Consider the following 16,757-nt stretch of genomic DNA (forward strand, 5'->3'; position numbering starts at 1 on the left):
GATGGCGGCGCTGCTCGAAGCCGAACGGCTGGTCAAACGCTACCGTCGTCGCACCGTGGTGGATGGCGTGTCACTGACCCTCAAAAGCGGGGAAATCGTCGGCCTGCTGGGGCCCAACGGCGCCGGCAAGACCACCACCTTCTACATGATCGTCGGCCTGATCGCCCCCAGCGACGGGAGGATCCGCCTCGACGGCCAGGACATCACCGCCCTGCCGATTCACGTCCGCGCTCATTTCGGCATCGGCTATCTACCCCAGGAGGCTTCGGTCTTCCGCCGTCTCAGCGTGATGGACAATCTTCTGGGCGTGCTGGAACTGCGTCCCGAACTGACCCCGGGACAGCGGGAACTCATCGCCGCCGAGCTGCTGCAGGAATTCGGCCTGACCCCGCTGGCCCCGCAGCAGGCCGCCAGCCTTTCCGGCGGCGAACGCCGACGTCTGGAAATCGCCCGTGCCCTGGCGCTGGAACCGCGTTTCGTGCTGCTGGACGAACCGTTCGCCGGCGTCGATCCCATTTCCATCCTCGACATCCAGAAAATCGTCCGCCATCTGAGCGAGCGCGGCATCGGCGTGCTCATCACCGACCACAACGTGCGCGAGACCCTGGGGATCTGCCAGCGGGCCTACATCATCAATCAGGGCCGGGTTCTCACCACCGGCGCCCCGGAACAGATCCTGGCCCATCCCCAGGTGCGGGAAGTGTACCTGGGCGAAAACTTCAACCTCTAAGTTTGCTGCGCCGGCCCGGAAAAGGCTCTACAATAATTTTTTCATTCACCTTCCACCCCCAAGCGGATCGCTGTCACGTTGAACGGCCATATCACCTACGAATTTCCCCTGAACGAGCGGATGCGGACTTTCATCCGCCTGGAGCAACTGTTTCGACACCTGCACCATTTCGCCCGCGGCGGTTCCGAATACGACAGCCGTGCGGCGGTGGACGGCCTGCTGGACATTCTCGCCATCTTCAGCCGCAACGACATCCGCTCCGAACTGCTCAAGGAACTGGAGCGCCATTACAAGGTACTGGCCCGCATCGCCCGCAGCCAGGGCATCGACCGCGACAAGCTGCAGGCGGTGGTGGCACAGATCGACACGCTCAGCGAGCGGCTGCGGAGCATCAACGGCAAACTGAGCGCCCAGCTGAACAGCAACGGCCTGTTCAAGAGCATCGCCCAGCGCAGCGCCATCCCCGGGGGGACCTGCAACTTCGATATTCCCGGCTACCACTACTGGCTGCAGCAACCGGCCGGCCAGCGCCAGGCCGATCTAGGCGCCTGGATCGCCCCCTTCAGCCCCATTCAGGATGCCCTCGGCTTCGTGCTCGACACCATCCGCCACAGCGCCCTGCCGACCACCGAGCTGGCCCAGGCGGGTTTTTTCCAGCAAAACCTGGACCGCTCCCTGCCGTACCAGATGTTGCGCGTCACCCTTGACGAGGAACTGCCGGTGTTCGCGGAAATCAGCGGCGGCAAGCACCGCTTCACCATCCGCTTCATGGAACCGGCGTTCGAGGAGCGCCCGCGTCAGACCGAGGCCGATATTCCCTTCCAACTCACCCGCTGCCTTTTCTGAGCCATGCAAGTTCCCTGTCCGATTTGCCGCAAACCGGTGGAATGGCGCCGCGACAATCCTTACCGGCCGTTTTGCAGCCGGCGCTGCAAGCTGATCGACCTGGGGGAATGGGCGACGGAAAAGCGCTACATTCCCGGCCCGCCCGCCGAAGACGGCCAGCCCTCCCCGCCGGAAGATTTCGAGCCGTGACGTTTTCGGGAACTTTTTCGAAATTATATAGTCATAGAATCGTCAACCCGACAATTCTTCCCATAGGAGGTAAGAGATGGCTGCAACAACTCAAGCTGTCAGCGCAACGCAGGAAGCCCCCCTTGTGCACAAGGGCTGGCTTGCTTTTGCGATCAGCATTTACACCGTGTTTTATCTGTGGGTCCGGTGGTACGAAGGGGTTTACGGCTGGAGTGCCGGTCTGGACTCTTTTGCACCGGAATTTGAAACTTACTGGATGAACTTCCTGTACACGGAGATTGTGGCTGAGGTGGTCACTGCCTCGGTGCTGTGGGGTTATCTGTGGCGGACCCGTGACCGCAATCTTGAAGCGGTGGAAGGGACCCGTGAAGAGCTGCGCCGCAACTTCACCCACCTGATCTGGCTGGTGGCCTATGCGTGGGCGATTTACTGGGGAGCGAGCTACTTCACCGAACAGGACGGCACCTGGCACCAGACCATCGTTCGTGACACGGACTTCACGCCGAGCCACATTATCGAGTTCTATCTTAGCTACCCGATCTACATCATCACCGGGTTTGCGGCGATGATTTATGCGCACACCCGTCTTCCGTACTTCAACTATCAGAAGAAGGGTCTGTCGCTGCCGTACCTGATCACGGTGGTGGGGCCGTTCATGATTTTGCCGAACGTGGGTCTGAACGAATGGGGTCACACCTTCTGGTTCATGGAAGAGCTGTTTGTGGCGCCGCTGCACTATGGCTTTGTGGTGTTTGGCTGGTTTGCGCTGTCGATTCTGGGGCTGCTGCTGCAGGTTTTTGCCAGCTTCCTGAATCTGATTGGCAAGCCGCTGTGCGGTGAGGTCTACGACGAAGCGGTTGCCCGCGTCGGCGAAGACCAGGCCGTGTGGGCCGACTGAGTCGCTGACCGGAATCCAGAAACTTCAGCAAAAAAGCCCCGGCACCATTTGCAGGTGCCGGGGCTTTTGTTTCGCTGCCCGTCAGTTTCGCGGTGGAAGTGAACCCGCCTCAGGCGATGGCCGATTGCACCGCCACCGGCGAAGAAAGACGGTCGTTTCGCGCCGCGCTTTCTTCCGGAAGCTCGTAAAGCCGGATCCGCTTCCAGTTGCGGAACAGGGTATCGTCGAAAGGACGGTCGTGGTCGATCGCATACTCATAGGCCTTGCGGAACGCCACCGCGGTCCGGTAGGCGTGCAGCTCCTGGTCTGCGGTCACGCTCTTGACGTTGCCGACCTGGAAAGTCTTGTTGCGCGGTTTGCCGTCCTTGATCCAGAAAACGGTGTAACACAAGTAGCTCTTGTCCTTGCGCTTGTCGTACTTGATCGTCCGCGAAACCCCGGTCACCCCGGTGGAAATCTTGTTGCGCGGGGTCTTCATGAAGCGGGTACGGCTGCCTTTGAGGATCACCAGCATCTGATCCCGCCAGCGGATGGCGGCCTGCAGGGATTTCTTCTTCCCGCCCCACAGCTTGTGAGAGAAATAACGGCTCCGTTCCACCCCCCGGCGCACGATTCGCACCTGATACCCGAACGGATCGGGCTCGGTGATGTGTTTATGTTCAGCCATAATCTTCCAACCTGAAAGTTAAGTGGTTATTGTTGTTGTGGACAGCAGGCGGCTCGCGTCGCCTGCTGTCGGAATAATCTTACAAAAATCGCCGGGCGCGCGCAAACATCAGAAAGACCTGATGCGCAAAGCGGCGCATTTCAGAGTAAATTAGTGTAAAATCAATCCGTTCGTCCCTGCAACGAAGGGACTTTGCAACAAGAAACCAAAACTATCTGGAGGGATTGCGATGAGCGTACTCGTAGGCAAACCGGCACCTGATTTCACCGTTCCGGCAGTCCTGGCCGACGGCCAGATTGTCGACGAATTCAACTTTTCCGAAGCCACCAAGGGCAAATACGCCGTTCTGGTGTTCTATCCCCTCGACTTCACCTTCGTCTGCCCCAGCGAGCTGATCGCCCTCGACCACCGTGTGGACGAGTTCGCCAAGCGCAACACCGAAGTCATCGCCATTTCCATCGACTCCCAGTTCACCCACAACGCCTGGCGCAACACCCCGGTGGAGAAGGGCGGTATCGGTCCGGTGCGCTATACCCTGGCGGCGGACATCGGTCATGAAGTGGTGCGTGCCTATGACGTGGAGGCCGAAGGCGCCCACGTGGCCTATCGCGGCAGCTTCCTGGTGGACAAGGAAGGCATCGTGCGCCACCAGGTGATCAACGATCTGCCTTTGGGGCGCAACATGGACGAGCTGATCCGCATGGTCGACGCCCTGCAGTTCTTCGAACAGCACGGCGAAGTATGCCCGGCCAACTGGAAACCGGGTCAGGAGGGCATGAAGCCCGATCCCCAGGGCGTGGCCGAATATCTGGCCAAGCACGCGCAGGAACTCTGATCCCTGCGTACCCGCTTTATTTAGGGAAGGCTGCCGAACGCCCGTTCGGCAGCCTTTTTTTCATTCCTCTGAATCCTGCTTGCGCTGGCTGGCCACCCAGCGGCTGCGGACGAACCAGACAACTGCCAATCCTGCCAAAATACCGCCGTATTTGAGCGCCGCCAACATGGCCTGGCTTTGATGGTGCAAGGCGGCGCTGGCGGGCTTGAGCACCAGAAACCACCACAAAAAAACGACGATGTAATAGACGATGACGCCATTGGCCGCCCACATGAAGGGTTTGGGGTCGTCGATCTCCACCGCGGTGCGGTAGAACCAGATGGCGATCGCCAGGGCAACGAGTCCTCCGAGCATAATCTGCCTCCTCTCTTGCTTGTTATGATAAGCCCGTACATGATAGGGCAGTTTCAGGCGGAATTCAGCCTGCCGGACCGATGATGTTCTCCGTTGGAATCCCCGCCGTAGGAGAAGGGAAAAATGAGATACCTGCTGTACGTCCTTGCCGGTCTGATACTCGTGGTCATCGTGGCCGTCGCCGGACTGGCCCTTTTCGTCGACCCCAATGCGTACCGCGACGACATCGCCAGGGTGGTCGAAGAAAAAACCGGCCGCGCTCTGACCATTGAGGGCGATCTGCATCTGTCCGTCTTTCCCTGGCTGGGAATCCGTACCGGCCCGCTGGCGCTCGCCAATCCGCCCGGTTTCGGGGATGAACCCATGCTCCGGGTCGAGGGTGCGGAGATCCGGGTCAAGCTGCTTCCCCTGCTGCACAAACAGGTGGAACTGGACCGCATCGTCCTTGCGGCTCCCCGCATCCATCTGATCAAAGACGCCGGCGGACGGGGGAACTGGGAATTTTCCACCGGTGAAACCCGGCCGTCCGCCCCGGCGGAAAAAAGCACCCGGCCGCAACCGCTTCCAGCCCTGGTCATCGGCGGCCTGACGATCAAGGACGGGGAGATCTTCTGGGAGGATCGCCAAAGCGGCAAGAAAATCCAGCTGGCGCATGTCAATCTGGATCTCGGAGATTTCGAATTTGGCCGCCCTGCCGATCTGGCGCTCGGCTTTGTGCTGACATTGCCGCAAGCACATCTCAAGGAGACCCTGGCGCTGGAAACCCGCCTCACCGTCGGCGCCGATTTGCAACGTTTCGAGCTGGCGCAACTGGAAGTCCACTCCCATAGCGAAGGGGAATCCCTTCCCGGCAAACAGCTCCGCGCCGAACTGAGTGCCGCGGCGATCATCGCCGACCTGACCCGCCAGACCCTCGAGGCCAGGGAACTGCTGCTTTCCGCCGCCAAGGCACAGCTTCGGGGAGAACTGGAGGGCAGCACCATCGTGGACGCGCCAAAATTCCAGGGCAAGTTCCAACTGGAAGCGCCTCTCAAGGAAACCCTGACGGCACTGGCCGTCGCCATCGCCCCCGCCGACCCCAAAGCGATGCAGCAGCTGCAACTGGCCTTCAAACTGCAGGCCGAACGCCAGAACATGGCCATCGACGCCCTTCAGGCCAAACTCGACGACACTACCCTCGGTGGCTGGCTCAAGGTGACAAACTTCGCCCACCCGTTCGTTCGTTTCGATCTCAAGGCCGATACTCTGGATGTGAACCGTTATCTTCCCAAACCGGCACTGGAACCTGCCGGAAAGGCTGCCGCCGCCCCCAAAGCAGCCCTGGAAAAACCGTTGCCGCTGGCGGCCCTGGCCGCCCAGCGCGTGGACGGGGTGGTACGGATAGATCGCCTCAAGGCGCAGCGTCTGCAGATACAAAACGTGCGCCTAAAGCTCAAGGGCGACCACGGGATTGCGACCCTCACACCCTCACTGCAACTTTATCAGGGACGTTATCAGGGGCGGCTACAAATCGACGCCCGGAGGAAAACCCCACACCTTGCCCTGACCTCGCAACTGGAACAGGTGAAGATCGGCAACTTGCTGCAGGATTATCTCGCCAAGCAGCCACCCCTGACCGGAACGGCGGACTTGAATCTCAATCTCCGGGCAGACGGCCAGACGGAAACAGCCCTGAAACGGAGCCTCGACGGCCGGATCGCCCTGCAGGTGCAGAACGGCCGTCTCGCCAACAGCGAACTGCTGCAGATGCTCGAACAGGGGCTGGCCTGGTGGCAGGCCCGGGGCGAGTCCGTCCAGGTGGCGGAAAAGCTTCAGCAGCTGGATTTCGTCACCCTGGACTTTCTTGCCAACATGGATGACGGCGTCATCCAAACGGAGCGCCTGCTGATCGACAATCCGAAACTGAAGATCACCGGCACGGGTACGGTGGACCTGGTCCGCGAACGGCTGGATTACCGCATCCGCGCCCTGCACACCAGCGGCAACCGCAAGCCCGGCAGCAAACTCGGCAAGATCGCCCGCGATCTGCCCATCATCGTCCGCATTGAAGGTCCCCTGGCCAAACCGAAATACCGTCTCGATCTGGTTCAGATGGCGCAGGAGAAATTCCGGGAAAAGATCGAGAAGAAGAAAGCCAAGCTGGAACAGAAGCTCGGTGAAAAATTGGAGAAAAAACTGGGGCCGGGCGCCGGCCAGCTGCTGAAAGGACTGTTCGGACCATGACCCCGGCCGAATTCGCCACCCGCCTGCTGGACTGGTTCGACCGCCACGGGCGCAAGGACCTGCCCTGGCAGCATCCCCGCACCCCTTACCGGGTCTGGATCTCGGAAATCATGCTGCAGCAGACCCAGGTGGCAACTGTCATTCCCTATTTCGAGCGCTTCACCGCCCGTTTCGCCCATCCCCAGGACCTGGCGGACGCGCCGCTCGACGAGGTGCTGGGGCTCTGGTCCGGGCTGGGTTATTACGCCCGCGCCCGCAACCTCCACCTTGCCGCCCGTCAGATCGTCGAAAGGCATGGCGGCGAACTTCCGGCCGATCCGCAGACTCTAGCCGCGCTGCCCGGCATCGGCCGTTCGACGGCCGGAGCGATTCTGAGCCTCGGTTTCGAGCAGCCGGCCCCCATCCTCGACGGTAACGTCAGGCGCCTTTGGTGCCGCCTCTACCACATCGACACCTGGCCCGGAGACAGCGCCACCCAGCGCCGTCTTTGGCAGCTCAGTGAAATCCATCTGCCCGGACAGCGGGCTGCCGACTATACCCAGGCGCTGATGGACTTTGGCGCCACGGTCTGTACGCGCACCCGGCCCCGGTGCAACGAATGTCCGTTCGAGCCTTCCTGTCAGGCCAGAAAGGCCGGCATCGAAGCCCGGCTGCCCGTCCCCCGGCCCAAGCGCCAACTGCCGCAACGCACCGCTTACTGGCTGGTCCTGCGCGACGCCCGGCGGCGAATTTATCTGGAACGACGCCCGCCTGCCGGGGTATGGGGCGGTCTCTGGGCCTTCCCCGAATGGCCGGATTCCGATGCGCTGACGCACCATTGCCATCGTCTGGGCATCGCGCCCGAATCCCTGACTCCGCTGCCCTCCCGGCGCCATACCTTCACCCAGTTCCGGCTGCACTACCACCCGGTCATCGCGAACGCAATTTCCGTCACCCAATGTCACGATCACCCGGGAAACTGGCTTTACCCCCAAGAAGCGCTGGATCTGGCCCTGCCTGCCCCGGTCCGGAACCTGATCACCGAATTGGACACAGCGGCATGCTAATATAAACGGATTCGTTTCAATCGACGGAGTCTTCACCATGCCACGCACGGTCAAATGCACCAAACTCGGGATCGAAGCCGAAGGACTGGACGCGCCCCCCTTCCCGGGCCCGGAAGGCCAGCGCATCTACGAAAACATCTCCAAACAGGCCTGGGAAGAATGGTTGCAGGTCCAGACCATGATCATCAACGAGCACCGGCTGGTAGTATTCGAACCGGAGGCCAAGGAATTCCTGGCCCGCGAACGGGAAAAATTCCTCTTCGGGGGCGGCACCGCCACGCCCGAAGGCTACATACCGCCGCCGGAAACCCTCGATCGGACTTGACAGCATCCCAACGGCCTAGTTTAATACTTTCTTTCTTTCTGGCCAGGTAGCTCAGTTGGTAGAGCAGGGGACTGAAAATCCCCGTGTCGGCGGTTCGATTCCGTCCCTGGCCACCAATAAAATCAAAGCCCTACCGGATCTTTCCGATAGGGCTTTTTTCTTGGGGCTATGCGCGATGTTAGGCGCAAACAGCCCGGCGTTTTTAACGCCACAGGGTGCGACCGGTTTGTTTCACTGAATGGTTGGCGCTGCCTGCCGATATGCCGCCTGAATCCGTCCCCGACCGTAGATGCGCTCCAGACGGCGGAGGGTGAAGTGGGCCTGGGCGGTTTTCTGGAAGTGGTCCATGAAGATGACGTTGACCGTCGCGCCGCTCGCTGCTCCCAGCAGCGGCAGCGACTGAACCGCCAGCTTCTGTGAAACCTGAACGCTGAAACGCTGGGCGACCGCGCTCATGAACCTTACCAACGCCGGCGCCCCTTCCTTGGCCAAGCCTTTTTTGACGATATGTTTGGCCGATTCCTCCAGGGTTTTGGAGAGAAAAGCCCGGACTGCGTAATACCCGATTTCGGCATTGTCGTCGCTGCGGCTGCTTCCGCCCAGGGCGAACACTTCGAGGCAGGCCAGGCGGACCCGGGGGTCATCCAGGTCTTCGCCATGCTCGTGGGCAGTCGCGGCGATGGCGCGAAGCATCAGCGTGGCCGACACCGGCAACTCCACGGCCAGGCTGGCGATACCGAAGCTGCCGCCCACCGCGCCGCTGAGACCGGCCAACAGCTTGTGACTCAGTTTGGGAGCCGGCCGCGGCACCGCCCCGGCGGGCATGGTCAGCAGGGCGGCATCCAGGGCTTTTCCCAGGGCTTCCTGGGTGAGGCGCGTGACCGGCTTGACCCAGGTTTCGGGCAGGCTCGCCAGCGCCTTTTCCACGGGCATGCCGATATAATTGGACAGGCGTGCTGCCAACCCCGGACTTTCCAGCTGGCGCACGGCAGTGAGCAGCCGCTGGTAATCATCCGCGGCCAGGGGCGCCCGCTGCCATTGCAGGGCAGTGTCATCAGGTGCAACGATCAACGCTTTCATCAGGTCCTGTTACATCAATGTGTGGCCGTTTCTTTTTGACCGCTTCCGGCGAGGAAATACGCCGGACTTTCGCCACTGTCAATACCATCGACTGGCAGCCGCGTTACAACATCGCTCCGTCGCAGCCGATTCCCCAGGTGCGCCGTGACGCACCCGGCCGCCTCGCCGAACTGGCACGCTGGGGGCTGATCCCCTTCTGGGCCAAGGATGCCCAGATCGGCCAGCGCCTTATCAACGCCCGCGCCGAGAATCTCCACGAGCGCCCCGCCTTCCGGGCCGCCCTGCGGCGACGGCGCTGCCTGATTCCCGCCAGCGGCTTCTACGAATGGGCCCGCAGCGGCCGGCGCAAACAGCCTTACGCTGTCGTCCCCCGCGACGGTCGCCTGATCGCTTTCGCCGGCCTGTGGGAGGATTGGCGCAATCCGGAGACGGAAGAAACCGTACGCTCCTGCGTCATCATCACCACCGATGCCAACGAAACCCTCAAGCCGCTGCACCACCGCATGCCGGTGGTGCTGGAACCGGAGCACTGGAACACCTGGCTCGATCCGTCCCACCCCGCTCCCCAGACGCTGCTGAGGCCGTGCCGGGACACGCTGTTGCGTACCTATCCCGTCAGCACCTACGTCAACAACCCTCACCACGACGATCCCCGCTGTCTGGCGCCGCAGGAGCCAACTCAGCCGCTGTTTACCGAATAAGGCCCGTCGATACGCACGCAGCGGTAACCGTGGCGCTGACGGGTGCGGTCGATCTGCCGCAGCAGTTTCATGCCGTCGGCCCGGGACGGGCAGGGCACGTGCAGAACCCGGCCCAGGCGGCCGCCGCGCCGACCCCAGACCCGGGTCACGATCCATTCGCCCCACAGATCCTGGTGCAGATGGGCCTCGTAATAACGGCTTTCTTTCTCCCAGCGCAGCTTGACCCAGGCGTCGGTGTCCATTTCACGAGGGAATCAGGCGGTAGGTGGGTTCGTAGTGATCGGCCAGCTTCATGCGCTTCTGCGCCACTAGATCATCCAGCAGGCGCTGGAGTGGTTCCAGGATGCGGCAGTCACCGCGAATCTCGAATGGACCGTGGTGTTCCACCTCGAGGATGCCGAGTTCCTTGACATTGGCGGCGACGATGGCGGAGAAGGCCCGGCGCAGCTCGGCCGCCAGCTCATGGGGCGGCAAATCCAGGCTCAGGCGCAGTCTGGCCACCTTTTCGTGGGTGGGGAGGAAGGGTTGCTGGAACGCCGGGTCGATTACCAGGCGCCAATTAAAGTAATAGGCGCCGTGCACCTTGATCCGGTAGCGGTGCACCGCCTGCAGTCCTTTCTGCATCTCCCGGGCCACGGTGGCCGCGTCCCCGACCACGATACGGTAACGCGTCCGCACCTTCTCTCCCAACACCTGGACCAGAAAGGCGTTGATACGCTCGAAATAGGCCCGGCTGGCTTCCGGTCCGGTGAACAGCAGAGGGAAGGGGAGGTCATCGTTGGCCGGATGCAGCAAGATGCCGAGTAGGTAGAGGATTTCCTCGAACGTGCCGACCCCGCCCGGGAAGACTACGACCCCATGCCCGACCCGGACGAAAGCCTCCAGGCGTTTTTCGATATCGGGCATGATAACCAGCTGGTTGACAATGGGATTGGGTGGCTCGGCGGCGATGATGCCGGGCTCGGAAATCCCCAGATAACGGCCGTCGTAGAGACGCTGCTTGGCATGACCGATGGTTGCCCCTTTCATCGGCCCCTTCATCGCTCCCGGACCGCAGCCGGTGCAGATGTGCATCCCGCGCAGGCCCAGTTCGTAACCCACCTGCTTGCTGTAGTCGTACTCTGCCGGACTGATGGCATGACCGCCCCAACACACCACCAGATCAGGCGGGCGATGGGGAATGAGCACCTGGGCGTTGCGGAGAATGTGGAATACCGCATCGGTGATGTCACCGGGACAATTCAGATCGAATGCCCCGCTTTCGACGATCTGCTGACTGGTATAGACGATGTCGCGCAACACGGCGAACAGATGTTCGCGGATCCCGCGGATCATTTGCCCGTCCACGAAGGCGGATGCCGGCGCGTTGACCAGCTCCAACTTGATGCCGCGCTCCTGCTGGCGGATGTGGATGGCGAAATCGCGGTAACGCTCGAACACCGCCTTGGAATCATCAAGATGGGTGCCGCAGTTGAGCACCGCCAGGGCGCACTTGCGGAAGGTTTCGAACAATTCGCTGTGGGCACTATCGAGCAGCAGCGCCACTTCCTTCTTTGACAGAACCTCGAGGGCACCGTCGGGGGTGATCTGAATAGGGCCGTTGAGAAGGTCAGACATGGAGCAACCTGTGGATAACTTTGTGGAAAATCAGGGAGGAAACTGTCGGCAAACGGTGTAAAGGACAAACTTATTTTTCAAATCAACGATATACAAAGAAATATCGCTGCCGTTTGCTGAAATCTCATTGTGGATAATCCGAGAATGACGCCAGTGCCGAAGGCGGCACGATTTTCCACAGAATCTGTGGAAAACTTTGTGAACAACTTGCTGAAAATCGCCGCCAGACAACGCATTTCCTTGCCTTTCTTCAAATTGTAAAAATTTTGGCCATCCCAAATTACCACCTTCAAATCAATGGCTTGCAAGATGCGTCCAATACCCGCTCAGGACTTGACAAACGCAGGAAAGAAGCTCCTGGCGATCTGTGCATAACTTTCACGGGGTGCGGACTTCACGCTGCTGTTCCCGCTTCACGAGTCGGGCCAGGTCACCCAGCATTTCCGCCAGCAAATCGATAAGATCGTCCAGGGTGACGATGCCGACCAGGCTGCCGTCGGCGGCGACCACGGGCAAGCGGCGGATGGCGGCATCGCGCATGCGTTCGACGGTGGGCAGGATTTCCGCCGTCTCGGCCACGGTTTCCGCCCCGGCGCTCATGATTTCCTGCACCCGCAGATGGGCAGGCTCCAGACCACGGGCCAGAACCTTGACGACGATATCCCGGTCGGTCACGATACCGACAGGGATGCGTTTGCCGTCCTGCTCCTCCACGACCACCACACTGCCCACATGGAATTGCCGCATCAACCTGGCGGCTGCCAATACATCTTCGTCGCGGTGGACGATCACCACTTCGCGGTTGCAGATATTCCCGACGGTCATGCCTTTCCCCCTGATGTGACGAGAAACTGACCAAGCGCCCGTCATCCCGGGACTGGGACGCCCGACGTTGTTTCCCGAGGTATTTTACGCGAACCGATGCCGCCCCACAGCGATTCCGGTTGGCTCACAGCGAGCGGGCAGGGGGCAAAATTCACCCCAGGTGACTATGCTTAGAAGAATCGGACCATCGAAAAGGAGCGAAACGTGGAACCCCTGGCGATCGAAGACCTCACCCTGTTGCTGATCGAACCCTCGAACACCCAGGCCAAGATCATTCGTGACCAGCTGCATGACGAGGGGGTGGAGAAGGTAGACTGGGTGGCCAACGGCAACGATGCCATGGCCCAGCTGGAGCATTACACTCCTGACCTGGTGGTCAGCAGCATGTATTTGCCGGACATGACCGCTGTGGAACTGCTCACCCAGCTGCGCACCGAACCCCGTTATCAAAGCCTGCCGTTCATGCTGGTTTCCAGCGAGACCCGCCTGAGTGAACTCGAACCGGTCCGTCAGGCTGGCGTGGTCGCCATTCTGACCAAGCCTTTCAACCGCAACGATCTTCACCGGGCGCTGATAGCGACGCTGCAATATTTGGAACCGTCTGAAATCGAGCTGGAGAATTACGACGTCGAACAGCTGCGGGTATTGGTTGTTGACGACAGTCGTCTGGCGCGCCGCCACATCGTGCGCGTGCTCAACGACATGGGACTGGACAACATCGCCGAAGCCGAGGACGGGCAGCAGGCGGTACAACTGCTGGCAGAGCAGGAATTCGATCTGGTGGTGACCGATTACAACATGCCCCATATGGACGGCATGGCGCTGACCCAGTTCATCCGCGAACAGCTCGACAATCCGTTCCTGCCGATCATCATGGTCACCAGCGAGCAGAACCAGACCCGCCTGGGCGCAGTACAACAGGCAGGTGTGTCCGCCATCTGCGACAAACCGTTCGAGCCGGCAAACGTCAAGGAAATCCTGTACCACTGCGTGGAAGCCCAGGTGTGACAGGGCAGGGGAGGGAAAAACAAAACCCCCATCCAGATCACTGGATGGGGGTTTTGGATGTAAGGCGCCTGGCGGTGCCCTACTTTCACGGAGCGGTTGCTCCACTATCATCGGCGAAGCGCTGTTTCACTGCCGAGTTCGGGATGGGATCGGGTGGTTCCAGCGCTCTATGGCCGCCAGGCAAAACGGGTTGGCAAAACTGTACACTTGCTTTGGATCGACGTCCCAGACCCCTTTGGTGTTATAGGGTCAAGCCTCACGGGCAATTAGTACCGGTCAGCTTCACCCATTGCTGGGCTTCCACACCCGGCCTATCAACGTCCTGGTCTTGAACGGCCCTTCAGGGACCTCTAAGGGTCCTGGGAGACCTCATCTTGGGGGAGGCTTCCCGCTTAGATGCTTTCAGCGGTTATCCCGTCCGGACTTAGCTACCCGGCTGTGCCACTGGCGTGACAACCGGACCACCAGAGGTCCGTCCACTCCGGTCCTCTCGTACTAGGAGCAGCTCCCCTCAAGTCTCCAACGCCCACAGCAGATAGGGACCGAACTGTCTCACGACGTTCTGAACCCAGCTCGCGTACCTCTTTAAATGGCGAACAGCCATACCCTTGGGACCGGCTTCAGCCCCAGGATGAGATGAGCCGACATCGAGGTGCCAAACACCACCGTCGATATGAACTCTTGGGTGGTATCAGCCTGTTATCCCCGGAGTACCTTTTATCCGTTGAGCGATGGCCCTTCCACGAAGAACCACCGGATCACTAGGACCTGCTTTCGCACCTGCTCGACCCGTCGGTCTCGCAGTCAAGCACCCTTGTGCCCTTGCACTCACCGCGCGATTTCCGACCGCGCTGAGGGTACCTTCGTGCTCCTCCGTTACCCTTTGGGAGGAGACCGCCCCAGTCAAACTACCCGCCATACGCTGTCCCCGGGAAGGATGACTTCCCTGGGTTAGAACACCAGACTTGCCAGGGTGGTATTTCAAGGGCGGCTCCACCAGGGCTGGCGCCCTGGCTTCACAGCCTCCCACCTATCCTACACAGGCAAGCCCAGCATCCAGCGTAAAGCTGTAGTAAAGGTTCACGGGGTCTTTCCGTCTTGCTGCGGGTACACTGCATCTTCACAGCGATTTCAACTTCACTGAGTCCCGGGTGGAGACAGTGGGGCCATCGTTACGCCATTCGTGCAGGTCGGAACTTACCCGACAAGGAATTTCGCTACCTTAGGACCGTTATAGTTACGGCCGCCGTTTACCGGGGCTTCGTTCACCGGCTTCTCCAAAAAGGATAACCGGATCCCTTAACCTTCCGGCACCGGGCAGGCGTCACACCCTATACGTCCGCTTGCGCGTTTGCAGAGTGCTGTGTTTTTGGTAAACAGTCGCAGCCCCCTGGTCACTGCAACCCGCCTCGGCTTCGGCCGCGAGGGCCTACACCTAATGCGGGCACACCTTCTCCCGAAGTTACGGTGCCATTTTGCCTAGTTCCTTCACCCGGGTTCTCTCAAGCGCCTTGGGCTTCTCGCCCCGCCCACCAGTGTCGGTTTGCGGTACGGCCTCCCGTGACCTGAAGCTTAGAGGGTTTTCTTGGAAGCATGGCATCGGCCAGTTCGCCCCTAATGGGGCTCCCCATCACGTCTCGGGGTTGACGTGGCTCCGGATTTGCCTGGAGCCACCCCCTACACGCTTGGACCGGGACATCCGTCACCCGGCTGCGCCTAGCCTTCTCCGTCACCCCATCGCAGTCACGGCAGGTACCGGAATATTAACCGGTTTTCCATCGACTACGCCTTTCGGCCTCGCCTTAGGTGCCGACTAACCCTGCGCCGATTAGCGTTGCGCAGGAAACCTTGGGCTTTCGGCGAGGGGGTTTTTCACCCCCTTTAACGTTACTCATGTCAGCATTCGCACTTCCGATACCTCCAGCATGCCTTTCGACACACCTTCGCAGGCTTACGGAACGCTCCCCTACCACCTGCCCCGAAGGGCAGATCCGCAGCTTCGGTACACCGCTTGAGCCCCGTTACATCTTCCGCGCGGGCCGACTCGACCAGTGAGCTATTACGCTTTCTTTAAAGGGTGGCTGCTTCTAAGCCAACCTCCTGGCTGTCTAAGCCTTCCCACATCGTTTCCCACTTAGCGGTGATTTAGGGACCTTAGCTGGCGGTCTGGGCTGTTTCCCTCTCGACGACGGACCTTATCACCCGCCGTCTGTCTCCCGTGCATCACTTTCCGGTATTCGGAGTTTGCCTCGGCGGGGTACCCCTAGATGGGGCCCCCAACCGAAACAGTGCTCTACCCCCGGAAGTGTCCACACGAGGCACTACCTCAATAGTTTTCGGGGAGAACCAGCTATCTCCGAGCTTGTTTAGCCTTTCACTCCTACCCACAGCTCATCCGATGGTTTTGCAACACCAACCGGTTCGGGCCTCCAGTGGGTTTTACCCCACCTTCACCCTGGCCATGGGTAGATCGCCCGGTTTCGGGTCTACTCCCAGCGACTTGGCGCCCTTATCAGACTCGGTTTCCCTACGGCTCCCCTACGACGGTTAACCTTGCCACTGAGAGTAACTCGCTGACCCATTATACAAAAGGTACGCCGTCACCCGCCGAAGCGGGCTCCGACTGCTTGTACGCATACGGTTTCAGGTTCTATTTCACTCCCCTCTCCGGGGTTCTTTTCGCCTTTCCCTCACGGTACTGGTTCACTATCGGTCGGTAGGGAGTATTTAGCCTTGGAGGGTGGGCCCCCCATCTTCGGACAGGATAACACGTGTCCCGCCCTACTTGTTCGCACGCCTAGTTCCACCAACGCCCTTTCGTGTACGGGACTATCACCCTCTCAGGTCGGACTTTCCAGACCGTTCCACTAGGGCGTTGGCTAAATCGTGCCAGGCTGTTCCCCGTTCGCTCGCCGCTACTGAGGGAATCTCGGTTGATTTCTTTTCCTCCAGGTACTTAGATGTTTCAGTTCCCTGGGTTCGCCTCCCGGCCGAAGCCGGGATGACCACCTATGGGTGGCCGGGTTGCCCCATTCGGAAATCCCCGGATCAAAGCTTGTTTGCCAGCTCCCCGAGGCTTATCGCAGGCTACCACGTCCTTCATCGCCTCCTACCGCCTAGGCATCCACCGTATGCGCTTAGTCGCTTGACCCTATAACCCAAAAGGGTCTAGGAACATCGATACAGTGTACAGTTTTACCCAAATTGTTAAAGATCTATCCTTGGTGGAGCCAGGGAGGATCGAACTCCCGACCTCCTGCGTGCAAGGCAGGCGCTCTCCCAGCTGAGCTATGGCCCCAATCCTGGTGGGTCTGGGTGGATTTGAACCACCGACCTCACCCTTATCAGGGGTGCGCTCTAACCAACTGAGCTACAGACCCATAAACTTCGGTCTGTCGCCCTTTCCATCCTGG

At 60.4% G+C, this 16,757-nt stretch carries 17 protein-coding genes, 3 tRNA genes and 2 rRNA genes; 11 read left to right on the forward strand and 11 right to left on the reverse strand.

Annotation, left to right across the window (positions count from 1 at the left end; all coding sequences use genetic code 11):
• Nucleotide 1: 1 nt before the first annotated feature.
• The 4 genes from lptB to amoC all read left to right on the forward strand — a co-directional run bounded on the left by lptB (nt 2) and on the right by amoC (nt 2,663).
• Nucleotides 2–730 (forward strand): LPS export ABC transporter ATP-binding protein, encoded by a 729-nt coding sequence (lptB, locus tag MCIT9_RS03290; RefSeq protein WP_317706000.1) that lies wholly within the window; start codon nt 2–4, stop codon nt 728–730.
• Between the two features lie 78 nt (nt 731–808).
• Nucleotides 809–1,576: a cell division protein ZapD gene (gene zapD / locus MCIT9_RS03295; RefSeq protein WP_317706001.1), complete on the forward strand. Its 768-nt coding sequence runs from the start codon at nt 809–811 to the stop codon at nt 1,574–1,576.
• A gap of 3 nt (nt 1,577–1,579) precedes the next feature.
• Nucleotides 1,580–1,765, forward strand: coding sequence for a DNA gyrase inhibitor YacG (yacG, locus tag MCIT9_RS03300; RefSeq protein ID WP_317706002.1), 186 nt, complete (start codon nt 1,580–1,582; stop codon nt 1,763–1,765).
• A 76-nt stretch (nt 1,766–1,841) separates the two neighbouring features.
• On the forward strand, nt 1,842–2,663 hold the full coding sequence (amoC, locus tag MCIT9_RS03305; RefSeq protein ID WP_317706003.1) for a bacterial ammonia monooxygenase, subunit AmoC: 822 nt from the start codon (nt 1,842–1,844) through the stop codon (nt 2,661–2,663).
• 109 nt (nt 2,664–2,772) lie between these two features.
• On the opposite strand, the gene MCIT9_RS03310 is transcribed toward amoC, so the two are convergent.
• The gene (locus MCIT9_RS03310) at nt 2,773–3,330 is read right to left on the reverse strand and encodes a hypothetical protein (protein ID WP_317706004.1); all 558 of its coding nucleotides are present in this window, start codon (nt 3,328–3,330) and stop codon (nt 2,773–2,775) included.
• 229 nt (nt 3,331–3,559) lie between these two features.
• Between MCIT9_RS03310 and MCIT9_RS03315 the strand changes: the two genes are divergently transcribed.
• Complete coding sequence (locus MCIT9_RS03315) at nt 3,560–4,165, forward strand: peroxiredoxin (RefSeq protein WP_317706005.1); 606 nt, start codon at nt 3,560–3,562, stop codon at nt 4,163–4,165.
• Nucleotides 4,166–4,225: 60 nt separating this feature from the next.
• Here the strand turns inward: MCIT9_RS03315 and MCIT9_RS03320 are convergent, their stop codons facing one another.
• Complete coding sequence (locus MCIT9_RS03320; RefSeq protein WP_317706006.1) at nt 4,226–4,519, reverse strand: hypothetical protein; 294 nt, start codon at nt 4,517–4,519, stop codon at nt 4,226–4,228.
• Nucleotides 4,520–4,642: 123 nt separating this feature from the next.
• Between MCIT9_RS03320 and MCIT9_RS03325 the strand changes: the two genes are divergently transcribed.
• The 4 genes from MCIT9_RS03325 (at nt 4,643) to MCIT9_RS03340 (ending at nt 8,229) form a co-directional block, all read left to right on the forward strand.
• A complete protein-coding gene (locus MCIT9_RS03325; RefSeq protein ID WP_317706007.1) occupies nt 4,643–6,742 on the forward strand; it encodes an AsmA family protein in 2,100 nt (699 codons plus the stop codon).
• Nucleotides 6,739–7,788, forward strand: a complete 1,050-nt coding sequence (mutY, locus tag MCIT9_RS03330) for an A/G-specific adenine glycosylase (protein WP_317706008.1) — start codon at nt 6,739–6,741, stop codon at nt 7,786–7,788. Before MCIT9_RS03325 ends, mutY begins: the two co-directional genes overlap by 4 nt.
• Before the next feature lie 37 nt (nt 7,789–7,825).
• The gene (locus MCIT9_RS03335) at nt 7,826–8,113 is read left to right on the forward strand and encodes an oxidative damage protection protein (protein ID WP_317706009.1); all 288 of its coding nucleotides are present in this window, start codon (nt 7,826–7,828) and stop codon (nt 8,111–8,113) included.
• A gap of 40 nt (nt 8,114–8,153) precedes the next feature.
• A tRNA-Phe gene (locus MCIT9_RS03340) sits at nt 8,154–8,229 on the forward strand.
• 115 nt (nt 8,230–8,344) lie between these two features.
• Here MCIT9_RS03340 and MCIT9_RS03345 read toward each other — a convergent pair.
• A complete protein-coding gene (locus MCIT9_RS03345) occupies nt 8,345–9,193 on the reverse strand; it encodes an EcsC family protein (protein WP_317706010.1) in 849 nt (282 codons plus the stop codon).
• Nucleotides 9,194–9,210: 17 nt separating this feature from the next.
• Between MCIT9_RS03345 and MCIT9_RS03350 the strand changes: the two genes are divergently transcribed.
• Nucleotides 9,211–9,894 (forward strand): SOS response-associated peptidase, encoded by a 684-nt coding sequence (locus MCIT9_RS03350; protein ID WP_317706011.1) that lies wholly within the window; start codon nt 9,211–9,213, stop codon nt 9,892–9,894.
• On the opposite strand, the gene MCIT9_RS03355 is transcribed toward MCIT9_RS03350, so the two are convergent.
• From MCIT9_RS03355 to MCIT9_RS03370, 4 genes are all read right to left on the reverse strand, one after another.
• A complete protein-coding gene (locus MCIT9_RS03355) occupies nt 9,873–10,136 on the reverse strand; it encodes a WGR domain-containing protein (protein WP_317706012.1) in 264 nt (87 codons plus the stop codon). The two genes, MCIT9_RS03350 and MCIT9_RS03355, sit on opposite strands and share 22 nt — an antisense overlap.
• 1 nt (nt 10,137) lies before the next feature.
• A complete protein-coding gene (gene ppnN, locus MCIT9_RS03360; protein WP_317706013.1) occupies nt 10,138–11,511 on the reverse strand; it encodes a nucleotide 5'-monophosphate nucleosidase PpnN in 1,374 nt (457 codons plus the stop codon).
• 77 nt (nt 11,512–11,588) lie between these two features.
• Complete coding sequence (locus MCIT9_RS03365; protein WP_317706014.1) at nt 11,589–11,819, reverse strand: hypothetical protein; 231 nt, start codon at nt 11,817–11,819, stop codon at nt 11,589–11,591.
• Between the two features lie 70 nt (nt 11,820–11,889).
• Nucleotides 11,890–12,336: a CBS domain-containing protein gene (locus tag MCIT9_RS03370; RefSeq protein ID WP_317706015.1), complete on the reverse strand. Its 447-nt coding sequence runs from the start codon at nt 12,334–12,336 to the stop codon at nt 11,890–11,892.
• A gap of 204 nt (nt 12,337–12,540) precedes the next feature.
• On the opposite strand from MCIT9_RS03370, the gene MCIT9_RS03375 reads away from it, so the two are divergent.
• Complete coding sequence (locus MCIT9_RS03375) at nt 12,541–13,344, forward strand: response regulator (protein ID WP_317706016.1); 804 nt, start codon at nt 12,541–12,543, stop codon at nt 13,342–13,344.
• A 66-nt stretch (nt 13,345–13,410) separates the two neighbouring features.
• On the opposite strand, the gene rrf is transcribed toward MCIT9_RS03375, so the two are convergent.
• The 4 genes from rrf to MCIT9_RS03395 all read right to left on the reverse strand — a co-directional run bounded on the left by rrf (nt 13,411) and on the right by MCIT9_RS03395 (nt 16,724).
• A 5S ribosomal RNA gene (rrf, locus tag MCIT9_RS03380) occupies nt 13,411–13,525 on the reverse strand.
• 64 nt (nt 13,526–13,589) lie between these two features.
• Nucleotides 13,590–16,495: ribosomal RNA gene (locus MCIT9_RS03385) — 23S ribosomal RNA — on the reverse strand.
• A gap of 71 nt (nt 16,496–16,566) precedes the next feature.
• A tRNA-Ala gene (locus tag MCIT9_RS03390) sits at nt 16,567–16,642 on the reverse strand.
• A gap of 5 nt (nt 16,643–16,647) precedes the next feature.
• Nucleotides 16,648–16,724, reverse strand: a tRNA-Ile gene (locus MCIT9_RS03395).
• Nucleotides 16,725–16,757 lie beyond the last annotated feature (33 nt).

The organism is Methylomarinovum caldicuralii, from assembly GCF_033126985.1.
GTDB classification, from domain to species: domain Bacteria; phylum Pseudomonadota; class Gammaproteobacteria; order Methylococcales; family Methylothermaceae; genus Methylohalobius; species Methylohalobius caldicuralii.

What these genes read in the sequence shown, in the direction of transcription:
- lptB (WP_317706000.1), top strand. Translation starts at nt 2, where the DNA reads ATGGCGGCGCTGCTCGAAGCCGAACGGCTGGTCAAACGCTACCGTCGT.
- yacG (WP_317706002.1), top strand. Translation starts at nt 1,580, where the DNA reads ATGCAAGTTCCCTGTCCGATTTGCCGCAAACCGGTGGAATGGCGCCGC.
- amoC (WP_317706003.1), top strand. Translation starts at nt 1,842, where the DNA reads ATGGCTGCAACAACTCAAGCTGTCAGCGCAACGCAGGAAGCCCCCCTT.
- MCIT9_RS03310 (WP_317706004.1), bottom strand. Translation starts at nt 3,330, where the DNA reads ATGGCTGAACATAAACACATCACCGAGCCCGATCCGTTCGGGTATCAG.
- MCIT9_RS03315 (WP_317706005.1), top strand. Translation starts at nt 3,560, where the DNA reads ATGAGCGTACTCGTAGGCAAACCGGCACCTGATTTCACCGTTCCGGCA.
- MCIT9_RS03320 (WP_317706006.1), bottom strand. Translation starts at nt 4,519, where the DNA reads ATGCTCGGAGGACTCGTTGCCCTGGCGATCGCCATCTGGTTCTACCGC.
- MCIT9_RS03325 (WP_317706007.1), top strand. Translation starts at nt 4,643, where the DNA reads ATGAGATACCTGCTGTACGTCCTTGCCGGTCTGATACTCGTGGTCATC.
- mutY (WP_317706008.1), top strand. Translation starts at nt 6,739, where the DNA reads ATGACCCCGGCCGAATTCGCCACCCGCCTGCTGGACTGGTTCGACCGC.
- MCIT9_RS03335 (WP_317706009.1), top strand. Translation starts at nt 7,826, where the DNA reads ATGCCACGCACGGTCAAATGCACCAAACTCGGGATCGAAGCCGAAGGA.
- MCIT9_RS03345 (WP_317706010.1), bottom strand. Translation starts at nt 9,193, where the DNA reads ATGAAAGCGTTGATCGTTGCACCTGATGACACTGCCCTGCAATGGCAG.
- MCIT9_RS03350 (WP_317706011.1), top strand. Translation starts at nt 9,211, where the DNA reads ATGTGTGGCCGTTTCTTTTTGACCGCTTCCGGCGAGGAAATACGCCGG.
- MCIT9_RS03355 (WP_317706012.1), bottom strand. Translation starts at nt 10,136, where the DNA reads ATGGACACCGACGCCTGGGTCAAGCTGCGCTGGGAGAAAGAAAGCCGT.
- ppnN (WP_317706013.1), bottom strand. Translation starts at nt 11,511, where the DNA reads ATGTCTGACCTTCTCAACGGCCCTATTCAGATCACCCCCGACGGTGCC.
- MCIT9_RS03370 (WP_317706015.1), bottom strand. Translation starts at nt 12,336, where the DNA reads ATGACCGTCGGGAATATCTGCAACCGCGAAGTGGTGATCGTCCACCGC.